This is a genomic window from Vibrio sp. (genome assembly GCF_038138445.1).
Taxonomy (GTDB): domain Bacteria; phylum Pseudomonadota; class Gammaproteobacteria; order Enterobacterales; family Vibrionaceae; genus Vibrio.
In genome coordinates this window covers 1-10,429 of record NZ_JAYQDQ010000115.1, presented here as the reverse complement: position 1 = coordinate 10,429, position 10,429 = coordinate 1, and the positions used below count along the sequence as shown (strand labels likewise).

The window sequence follows — 10,429 nt, the reverse complement described above, 5'->3', positions numbered from 1 at the left end:
GGTTATTCCAAACTCGATATTGGTTTGTCAGTGCTTAAAACGGCTGTTCCCCTAATGGTATTGGTGACGCTACTTGGTCAATGGGGGGCACCACAAGCACAAAAAATGGCGCGAGATCTACGTGCATTTAGTACATCTGGCGGCGCAATTATGTCAGTACGTACAGGGGTGTGGGCTCGCGATGCTAACGACTTTATCTTCATAGGCAAAGTAGATGATGACAAACTATATGGGCTGAACATGTGGCGGTTTAATTCTGATAAGCAGTTGGAAACAGTCGTCTATGCAGAGGAAGTCGATTATCTATCCGATAACACTTGGTTAATGAAGAATGTCCAAGTTACTGAGATGGTTGATGAAGTCGAAATTTCCAAGACCAATCTTCCAGAATACCGCTGGACGACCTCACTTGCACCAGACAAGCTTGCTGTGGTTACTGTCAAGCCTGAAGAGCTTTCTCTGGGAGGTTTGTATGATTATGTTCAGTATCTTAAAGACTCTGAGCAAGATTCTTCGCGGTATGAATTGGCCTTATGGAGAAAAGTGACTCAACCTTTTTCCATCGCAGTGATGATGTTGATGGCTCTGTCGTTTATTTTTGGACCATTGCGCAGCGTGACTATGGGAGCTCGCATTCTCTCAGGTGTTGTGGCTGGATTTACCTTTTATATATCCAGTGAGTTTTTCGGTCCATTGAGCTTGGTATACAATATTCCTCCAGCCTTTGGGGCTGTGATGCCAAGTATTGTTTTCTTGACCATTGCTTTACTATTGCTTCGAAGAAAGCTGTAGCTAAAAAATGGGCTGCTACTGCAGCCCATTTTTATAACTAACATAAAAGTTTTTTCAGCCTATAAAGCTCTTCTAGAGCTTGGCGTGGGGTAAGATCGTCAGGGTTAATATTGGCGAGACTTTCCTCAACTTCACTTGGCTCTGGTATGAGGCTGAGCTGGTTTTCCCCGTCACCTAAGCTAGGGTTAGGCTTACTCTCTGCCTCGCTGAGCAGTTCTAATTGAGATAGTTTGATTCGTGCACTCTTAATGACACTTTTGGGTACACCGGCAAGCGCAGCGACAGCAAGACCATAGGATTTACTGGCAGCCCCTTCTTGTACTGAATGCATGAAAGCAATACTGTCACCGTGTTCAACGGCATCTAAGTGTACGTTAGCTAAATGCGGGATCTGATTTGGCAGCTCAGTTAACTCAAAGTAGTGAGTTGCAAATAAGGTCATTGCTCCTAATTGTTTTGCTAACCACTCTGCGCTAGCCCACGCAAGAGACAAGCCGTCATAAGTACTTGTGCCTCGGCCAATTTCATCCATAAGTACTAAACTTTTGGTCGTCGCATTATGCAAAATATTGGCAGTTTCTGTCATTTCAACCATAAACGTAGAGCGCCCGGACGCTAGGTCATCTGAAGCGCCAATACGGGTGAATATTCGATCAATGGAGCCAATTTGAGCGGACTCTGCAGGAACGTATGAGCCAATATGAGCCATTAAGGCAATGAGTGCTGTCTGGCGCATATAAGTCGATTTACCGCCCATATTGGGACCAGTAATAACTAACATTTTCCGCTTTGGATTGAGTTCTATTGGATTGGCGATGAAAGGCTCATTCAATACCTGCTCAACCACTGGATGACGGCCTGCTTGAATATGGATGCCTGTTTCATTGGTTAGGATCGGGCGACAATAATCGAGGCTGTCTGCTCGCTCAGCAAGATTTTGCAGTACATCGATTTGTGATACTGCTGAAGCAAGATTTTGTAGCTTTTCTAGATTAGGCAGCAATAGGTCAAACAGTTCTTCCCATAACTGTTTTTCAAGCGATAAAGCCTTGGATTTTGAGTTGAGAACTTTATCTTCATGCTCTTTGAGCTCAGGAATAATATAGCGCTCAGCGTTTTTTAATGTTTGGCGACGAACGTAATGAGGAGGGACTAAATGGCTCTGTCCCCGGCTGACTTGGATAAAGAAGCCATGAACGTTGTTGTAACCGACTTTTAAACTGTCGATACCATGACGTTCTCTTTCATCTTGTTCAAGTTTGTCGAGATATTCGGTCGCTCCTTCAGCCAATTTACGCCATTCATCAAGCTCTTGATTATAGCCCTCTGCAATTACACCACCATCTCTTATTACAACAGGAGGATTCTCCTTTATGGCTCGTTCAAGTAATTCACAAACGGCCTGCTGCGGCGCGGCATAAGTGGCAAGCTTAGTCAGGTATGGATGAGCCAAGGTACCCATGGTGTCAGCCAAGTCAGGTAACTGTTGCATCGCGTGGCGCAGGCGTGCCAGATCCCTAGGGCGAGCACTGCGAAGCGCAAGGCGCGCTAAAATACGTTCAATATCACCAATTTGTTTGAGAATAGGTTCCAGCTCTGAGAACAAAGCCAGCTCTTTGAGCTCGCTAATTGCATCAAGGCGATGATTTAACGTTTTGATATCTCGCATTGGTTGGTGCAACCAGCGCTTTAACATTCGACTTCCCATCGCTGTTGCGCTGCGATCCAATACTTCTGCCAGCGTGTTTTCTGATCCACCAGCAAGGTTTTGGGTGATTTCTAAATTACGCCGAGTTGCGGCATCGAGGATCACTGAACTATCTTGCTGATCATAGGTAAGAGAACGGATATGCGGTAGTGCGGTGCGCTGGGTGTCTTTGACATATTGGATCAAACAACCAGCAGCGCATAGGCCGAGCATCGCATTTTCGACCCCAAATCCAACTAAATCCCTGGTGCCAAATTGTTGGTTAAGTTGCTGCTTAGCAGTATCGAGCTCAAACTCCCAAATTGGGCGGCGGCGATTACCATTGCGCGAGGCCATAAGCTCAACGGGGGAAAAATCTTCAGGAAACAGCAATTCTTTTGGTGAAGTGCGTTGCAGCTCTGCAGCCATCGCTTCTTCTGTTTGGGGTTCTGTCAATTGGAAGCGTCCTGATGTGACATCTAGAGTCGCATAACCAAATTTACCGTCTTGGTGATAGATAGCTGCGATGAGGTTATCAATACGTTCAGAAAGTAGCGCCTCGTCGGTCACGGTTCCGGGGGTGACAATTCGCACTACCTTTCGCTCTACAGGTCCTTTACTTGTAGCAGGATCGCCAATCTGTTCACAGATAGCGACAGATTCTCCTAACTGGACTAACTTTGCAAGATAGCCTTCCACAGCATGAAATGGCACCCCCGCCATTGGAATGGGTTCACCAGCTGATGCTCCACGTTTTGTTAATGAAATCTCAAGCAGTTGGGAAGCACGCTTGGCATCATCATAAAAAAGTTCATAGAAATCCCCCATCCGATAAAATAACAAGATGTCCGGATTCTCAGCTTTAAGCTTGAGATATTGCTGCATCATGGGAGTGTGTTTTTGTTCAGCTTTCACGGGTAATTTCTTTCGTTTGTGTCTATTGCGGCTTAGGATACGTTAATCATGATTTGGCGAAAAGTCACAATGAGGTTTTTAGATATGGAATCACAGCAAATCTTATCGGCAAACTTGGGGGAGTGTCTAAAATACCATCAATTACTCCTCACAATGGCAGAGTCTTGTACTGGAGGTGGTGTATCAGCGGCCATCACGGATATACCTGGAAGCTCTGCTTGGTTTGATCGCGCTTTTGTTACCTACAGCAATGCCGCTAAAGTCGAGATGCTAGGGGTTGCTGAAGACACCATTCAATCGCATGGTGCAGTTAGTGAGATGACTGCGGTGGAAATGGTGCAAGGAGCGCTTAAGTATTCCAATGCCAACATCGGTGTTTCCATTAGTGGTGTGGCAGGACCTGGTGGAGGCAGTGCAGAAAAGCCCGTTGGGACAGTATGTTTTGCATGGGCAGATGATAAAGGGTGGCTAAAAGTTGATACCCAGTGTTTTTCTGGTGATAGAGCAGAAGTACGGCAGCAAGCAGTAACCTTTGCGTTGCAAGTATTGTATGAAAAACTGAAGAGTTAAAATTAAACTCACAAAAATTAACAAGATGCAGATGAGATACAAAAAAAATCTCCACAGCTATGGACACTGTATGAATCAACAGTATAATAATTTGTATCGATGGCTCAGAATAGCTCTGACGCAGTAATAAGCATTCAAATATCATCAATCAACGTGATGAGTGAAGTGGAGAAAATGATGGACGATAACAAACAGAAAGCGCTCGCGGCAGCACTTGGTCAGATTGAAAAGCAATTCGGTAAAGGTTCTATCATGCGTCTTGGCGATAACCGTGCCATGGATGTAGAAACCATCTCTACTGGTTCACTGTCTCTTGATATTGCTCTAGGTGCTGGTGGCCTTCCTATGGGGCGCATTGTCGAAATCTATGGTCCTGAATCATCAGGTAAAACCACACTCACTCTTGAACTTATTGCCGCTGCTCAACGTGAGGGCAAAACCTGTGCTTTTATTGATGCAGAGCATGCACTTGACCCTGTTTATGCGAAAAAGTTGGGCGTTGATATAGATGCCTTATTAGTATCTCAGCCGGATACTGGTGAGCAAGCACTTGAAATTTGTGATGCATTAGCTCGCTCTGGTGCGATTGACGTTATGGTAGTCGACTCTGTTGCTGCATTAACGCCAAAAGCAGAAATTGAAGGTGAGATGGGTGATAGCCACATGGGTTTACAGGCTCGCATGTTATCGCAGGCTATGCGTAAGCTAACGGGTAACCTTAAGCAGTCAAACTGTATGTGTATTTTCATTAACCAAATTCGTATGAAAATAGGCGTGATGTTTGGCAACCCTGAAACTACAACAGGTGGTAATGCACTTAAGTTCTATGCTTCAGTTCGTCTTGATATTCGCCGCACAGGTTCAATCAAAGAAGGCGATGAAGTTGTCGGTAACGAAACTCGTATCAAAGTGGTTAAGAACAAGATCGCAGCGCCATTTAAACAAGCGGAAACTCAGATTATGTATGGTCAAGGGTTTAACCGTGAAGGTGAGCTGATTGATTTGGGTGTGAAACACAAACTGATTGAGAAAGCTGGCGCTTGGTATAGCTACAATGGCGATAAAATTGGCCAAGGTAAAGCGAATGCAGCCAAGTTCTTGCGTGAAAACGTGAATGTTTCGCAAACTATTGATGCTACGCTGCGCGATATGCTGCTTTCTCCCGCTGAAATCCAATCTGATGACGCTGAGCTAGAGCAAATGCCAGAGAAAGAAGAGTTGTAAGTCATGCGGTTATGATGATTATTAGCCCTGCCAGTTGAGCGGGGCTTTTTTATTACCCACGCTAGGGAAGCATATGCTTAAAAGAGCCTCACCGTCTTTATCGGCAAAAGACGTTGCAATACAACTCATGAGTCGAAGAGATCATGGTGAATATGAACTTCGTCAAAAGCTTATTTACAAAGGTTTCGAAGAAAGTGCCGTTTATGAAGCGATAAACTTTTGCCTGACTCATAACTACCTCGATGATCTTCGTTATGCTAAAAGTCAAATACGACAACATGTTTATAAAGGACATGGAGAGAGGCGTATTCGTCAAGAACTAAAGCAGAAAAGAGTGGCAGAGTCGATAATCGATCTGGCGATGGAAGAAGAGCCACAAGATTGGTTTGAATTGGCAAAACAAGTTGGTGAAAAAAAATTTCAAGGCCAAAGGGCTGAAGATCCAAAGCAATATGCCAAGCAAGTCCGTTTTTTTCAATATCGAGGCTTTACCTTTGAACAGATTGAGTATGCGTTAGGCAAAAATTAATATTTTTAAGCCTAGCGATGGTTTTGTTAACCACTTTAGCAGCTCGCACTATTTTCCACTTCGTATATCAGCCTGACTATAAGCTCGCGTAGGCCGATCAATAAATAACTGAGATCCTAATATTAGCCCTGCTTGCGAAAAATAGTGCGTGAAAGATAAACAGGGCCTAGTCGTGGAGCTTGGCATGATCTACAATAGCGCAAAATTCTAACTCGATTATTTCTAGGAAGCGCTGCATGTACATGAGCACTGACGAGGTTCGTAATGCGTTCCTCAAGTTCTTTGAAAGCAAGGGACACCAAATTGTAGACAGTTCATCTTTGGTCCCGCATAACGATCCAACCCTGCTATTTACAAACGCAGGTATGAACCAATTTAAAGATTGCTTTTTAGGTGCAGAGAAACGAGCCTATACTCGTGCAACGACGGCTCAGCGTTGTGTACGTGCTGGTGGTAAACATAACGATCTAGAAAATGTTGGTTTTACTGCTCGCCATCATACCTTCTTCGAAATGCTGGGTAACTTCAGTTTTGGTGATTACTTTAAACAAGATGCGATTGCTTATGCTTGGGAATTCTTAACTGAGACTCTAAAGCTGCCTAAAGATCGTCTTTTGGTCACCGTCTATGAAACAGACGATGAAGCTTTTGACATTTGGAATAAACAAGTCGGTGTCCCTGCTGATCGTATTGTGCGTATCGGTGATAAAAAGGGTGGTAAACAATACGAGTCAGACAATTTCTGGACCATGGGAGATACAGGCCCTTGTGGACCATGCACTGAGATCTTCTATGATCACGGCGATCACATTTGGGGTGGGCGTCCTGGTACTCCTGAAGAAGACGGCGATCGTTTTATCGAGATCTGGAATAACGTATTTATGCAATTTAACCGTCATGCTGATGGTACGATGGAGCCTCTGCCTAAGCCTGCGGTCGATACAGGAATGGGCATCGAGCGCATTTCAGCTATCATGCAAGGCGTACACTCCAACTACGAAATCGATGTATTCCAAAAGCTTATTCAAGCGGCCGCACAGACGATAGACTATCAGGATCTGTCAAACCAATCTCTGCGCGTGATTGCCGATCATATTCGTTCGTGTGCATTTTTGATTGTCGATGGCGTTATGCCTTCTAATGAAGGTCGTGGGTATGTTTTGCGCCGTATCATACGCCGTGCTGTTCGCCACGGTAATAAACTCGGTGCTCAGGGCGTATTTTTCCACAAGCTTGTCGGAGTTTTGGCTGATGTGATGGGTTCTGCTGGTGAAGAGCTCAAGAAACAGCAAGCGGTTGTAGAAAAAGTACTGAGAATTGAGGAAGAAAACTTTGGTCGTACCTTAGAGCGTGGTATGACTATCCTCAATGAAGCTCTGGATAATCTAGAGGGTAAGGTTCTTGATGGTGAAACCGTATTTAAGCTTTATGATACCTATGGTTTCCCGGCCGACTTAACCAACGATGTTGCGCGTGAGCGTGAATTTTCGATTGATGAGCGAGGCTTCGAACAAGCAATGGAAGCTCAGCGTCAGCGCGCTCGTGAAGCAGGCCAGTTCGGTACTGATTACAACGCGACAATCAAAACGCAAACACATTCTGACTTTTGCGGTTACCTTGCCACTCAAGGAAGTAGTACTGCGACTGAAATGTTTGTTGATGGTGAAGTGGCAGAATCATTATCAGCGGGTGATAAAGCGATAGTTATCCTAGATGAGACTCCGTTTTACGCAGAGTCTGGTGGTCAGTGCGGTGATACAGGTGTGCTCAAAACACAATCGGGTGTTTTCAAAGTAGAAGATACACAGAAGCTAGGCAATGCCATCGCTCACTATGGTGTATTAGCAGAAGGCGTGTTAGCCAAAGGAGACGAAGTAGAAACTTTGGTTGATGCTAAGCGCCGGGCTGCAATTTCGCTAAACCATTCTGCCACCCACCTTCTGCATGCTGCACTTCGTCAGGTTTTGGGAGAGCATGTTACGCAAAAAGGATCCTTGGTTAAGCCTGAAAATCTACGCTTCGATTTTTCTCATTTAGAAGCGGTAACGCCTGCCGAACTAAAACAGGTGGAACGCCTAGTTAATGCTCAAATCCGCCGTAACCATATCATTGAAACTCAAATTATGGATATAGAGTCGGCTAAGCAAAAGGGGGCAATGGCCTTGTTTGGCGAGAAGTACGATGATGAGGTTCGTGTACTTTCAATGGGAGATTTCTCTACAGAGCTCTGCGGTGGTATTCACGCATCAAGCACTGGTGACATAGGCTTATTCAAGATCACTTCTGAAGGTGGGATAGCGGCAGGCATCCGCCGTATAGAGGCAGTATCAGGCGAGGCAGCCCTAGATACCATTGAATTGCAGCAAGCTAAATACGAAGAGAAGTTGGTGGAGTCTGCTAATAAGGCCAAAGCGTTAGAGAAAGAGATCCAAAAACTTAAGGATAAAATGGCGGCAGCAGAAAGTGCCAACATTATGGGCAAAGCCCAAGAAATAAACGGTACTAAAGTGCTCATCGCTGAAATGGAAGGTGCGGATAGTAAAAACTTACGCACCATGGTTGATGACATCAAAAACCAATTGGGCAGCGGTGTTGTCATGCTAGCCAATGTTAACGATGGCAAAATAGGCCTAATCGCTGGAGTAACCAAGGACCTAGTCGGTAAAGTCAAGGCTGGAGATTTGGTTAAAATGGTTGCTGAGCAGGTTGGTGGTAAAGGTGGTGGACGCCCAGATATGGCTCAAGCAGGGGGGAGTGATATTGCGGCACTCCCACAAGCTATAAAGACAGTTCAGCCTTGGCTAGAAGAACGTCTATAAATTTTTACGCTCAACCTAGTTTGGTTGAGCGTAATTTTTTGAGCTAGCCAAGTGAATAATCAGACGCTCCTCTAGTGTGTTTTAGAATTCTTGGCTTTTGTTGTTACTACCACAAGCAGTTATATGGCAATAGTGCGTGGTGCGAATAAGACTATGGTCTTGGGAAGGTGAAGACTGGTGAAACATCCCCTTATCGTGCAAAAGTTCGGTGGGACTTCTGTTGGAACAATTGAAAATATCCACAAAGTAGCCGAGCACATCATTAAGGCAAAAAATGATGGTAATCAAGTTGTTGTTGTTGTATCAGCAATGTCAGGAGAAACTAATCGGCTAATGGATTTAGCCAAACAAATTGATAGTGTGCCCACGGCTCGAGAGCTTGATGTCCTGCTCTCTGCAGGTGAACAAGTATCAATGGCATTATTAGCGATGACCTTAAATAAACAAGGTTACTCGTCACGCTCCTTGACTGGAGCGCAAGCCAATATTGTTACTGATCATCATCATAATAATGCTGCGATTATGAGTATCGATACCTCTGCAATTAAGACGCTGTTATCACAGGATTTGATAGTAATAGTGGCGGGTTTTCAAGGGGTCAACCAATATGGGGATATTACTACCTTAGGGCGCGGCGGTTCAGATACCAGTGCTGTGACATTAGCAGGTAACCTACAAGCCAATGAGTGCCAAATTTTTACCGATGTTGATGGCATTTACACCTGTGATCCTAATATCGTTCCAGAAGCGAAAAAAATTGATGTCATTGACTTTGAGTCAATGGAAGAAATGGCATGTCGAGGGGCGAAGGTTCTTCATTTGCCCTCAGTGAAATATGCTCGGCAGAATAATGTTCCACTACGTGTTTTATCTACATATAGTCCCTCAGAAGGTAGTTTGGTAAAAGGAAATGAGCCCTTACAACCTCTTTGTGGTGTCGCTATCCAGCGTGAAATGATTTGCATTAATCTACCCAATGATGATTATCTGAGTTTTGAAATACAGTGCAAAATGTTGGGAGTTCACATCTGGAGTACGTTTGAATACAAAGATGGAATAACTATAGTAATAAAACACGAAGCTTATGCAAAATTGGAATTGGTGTTTGGTGATAAAATCATTAAAAGTGAAGAGGTTAGCTTGCTGACGCTCGTTGGCCAACAGCTTGATGGATTGCTAGAGTTGTCTTATGTGCTATTAGCTGAACAAGGTATTGAGGTGATACATCGCAGTGTTAACCAACAGTCACTGACATGGGTATTGCCCTCAGAAAGCATCGACAAAGCCGCAAACATATTGCATCATGCGTACTTTGTCTCAGCGCAAGCGATTAACTATCAGCCTAAACGGGCGTGTTCAAGTTAATCAGGTTTGAGAATAAAGTTTACGAAAATATAACTTTTGTTGGATAATAGCCTCGTAGCAAGAAAAATCAGAGATTACTCAAGGAGCACAGAATGCTAATTTTAACTCGCCGCGTAGGCGAAACTCTCATGATCGGCGATGAAGTCACAGTCACTGTACTGGGCGTAAAAGGTAATCAGGTTCGTATTGGTGTGAACGCGCCAAAAGAAGTGTCTGTTCACCGTGAAGAAATTTACATGCGCATTCAAGCTGAAAAAGGTAATGGTAATACTACTTCAGGTAATTACTAGTGAGATAAAAAAGGCCGACTTATGTTGGTCTTTTTTATGCAATTAACAAAAATCATTTTATAGAAAAGAGTGAATTAGCATCGCTTTGATTAAATTGCCGACGCTTGGTCAATTTTTTATGTTTTTTACCAAGAAAACGTTTGACATATTTTCGGTAAATCGTAATATGTGCCTCCGCAAGATGGTGAGGTGGCCGAGAGGCTGAAGGCGCTCCCCTGCTAAGGGAGTATGCGGTTTG

General features: G+C 44.2%; 9 protein-coding genes. 7 read left to right on the top strand and 2 right to left on the bottom strand.

Features of this window, described 5'->3' with window-relative positions:
- Window positions 1-792, top strand: a 792-nt coding sequence (gene lptG, locus AAFM34_RS19020) for an LPS export ABC transporter permease LptG (RefSeq protein WP_341665572.1), incomplete at its 5' end; no start/stop codon positions are given.
- Window positions 793-829: 37 nt separating this feature from the next.
- Here lptG and mutS read toward each other — a convergent pair.
- The gene (gene mutS / locus AAFM34_RS19015) at window positions 830-3,394 is read right to left on the bottom strand and encodes a DNA mismatch repair protein MutS (protein ID WP_341665570.1); all 2,565 of its coding nucleotides are present in this window, start codon (window positions 3,392-3,394) and stop codon (window positions 830-832) included.
- Window positions 3,395-3,478: 84 nt separating this feature from the next.
- Between mutS and pncC the strand changes: the two genes are divergently transcribed.
- From pncC to csrA, 6 genes are all read left to right on the top strand, one after another.
- Window positions 3,479-3,964 carry a nicotinamide-nucleotide amidase gene (gene pncC, locus AAFM34_RS19010; protein ID WP_341665568.1) on the top strand — a complete coding sequence of 162 codons (486 nt, stop codon included), beginning with the start codon at window positions 3,479-3,481 and terminating at the stop codon, window positions 3,962-3,964.
- Window positions 3,965-4,141: 177 nt separating this feature from the next.
- The gene (gene recA / locus AAFM34_RS19005; protein WP_341665575.1) at window positions 4,142-5,188 is read left to right on the top strand and encodes a recombinase RecA; all 1,047 of its coding nucleotides are present in this window, start codon (window positions 4,142-4,144) and stop codon (window positions 5,186-5,188) included.
- A gap of 73 nt (window positions 5,189-5,261) precedes the next feature.
- A complete protein-coding gene (gene recX / locus AAFM34_RS19000) occupies window positions 5,262-5,717 on the top strand; it encodes a recombination regulator RecX (RefSeq protein WP_341665566.1) in 456 nt (151 codons plus the stop codon).
- A 236-nt stretch (window positions 5,718-5,953) separates the two neighbouring features.
- On the top strand, window positions 5,954-8,536 hold the full coding sequence (gene alaS / locus AAFM34_RS18995; RefSeq protein WP_341665564.1) for an alanine--tRNA ligase: 2,583 nt from the start codon (window positions 5,954-5,956) through the stop codon (window positions 8,534-8,536).
- A 177-nt stretch (window positions 8,537-8,713) separates the two neighbouring features.
- Window positions 8,714-9,901 carry an aspartate kinase gene (locus AAFM34_RS18990; RefSeq protein ID WP_341665562.1) on the top strand — a complete coding sequence of 396 codons (1,188 nt, stop codon included), beginning with the start codon at window positions 8,714-8,716 and terminating at the stop codon, window positions 9,899-9,901.
- A gap of 92 nt (window positions 9,902-9,993) precedes the next feature.
- Window positions 9,994-10,191: a carbon storage regulator CsrA gene (gene csrA, locus AAFM34_RS18985; RefSeq protein ID WP_114787819.1), complete on the top strand. Its 198-nt coding sequence runs from the start codon at window positions 9,994-9,996 to the stop codon at window positions 10,189-10,191.
- A gap of 52 nt (window positions 10,192-10,243) precedes the next feature.
- On the opposite strand, the gene AAFM34_RS18980 is transcribed toward csrA, so the two are convergent.
- The coding region (locus tag AAFM34_RS18980) for a hypothetical protein (RefSeq protein ID WP_341665559.1) at window positions 10,244-10,429 on the bottom strand (186 nt) is incomplete at its 5' end.

Coding starts and splice junctions, on each gene's coding strand:
- pncC (WP_341665568.1), top strand. CDS start 3,479: ATGGAATCACAGCAAATCTTATCGGCAAACTTGGGGGAGTGTCTAAAA.
- recA (WP_341665575.1), top strand. CDS start 4,142: ATGGACGATAACAAACAGAAAGCGCTCGCGGCAGCACTTGGTCAGATT.
- recX (WP_341665566.1), top strand. CDS start 5,262: ATGCTTAAAAGAGCCTCACCGTCTTTATCGGCAAAAGACGTTGCAATA.
- alaS (WP_341665564.1), top strand. CDS start 5,954: ATGTACATGAGCACTGACGAGGTTCGTAATGCGTTCCTCAAGTTCTTT.
- csrA (WP_114787819.1), top strand. CDS start 9,994: ATGCTAATTTTAACTCGCCGCGTAGGCGAAACTCTCATGATCGGCGAT.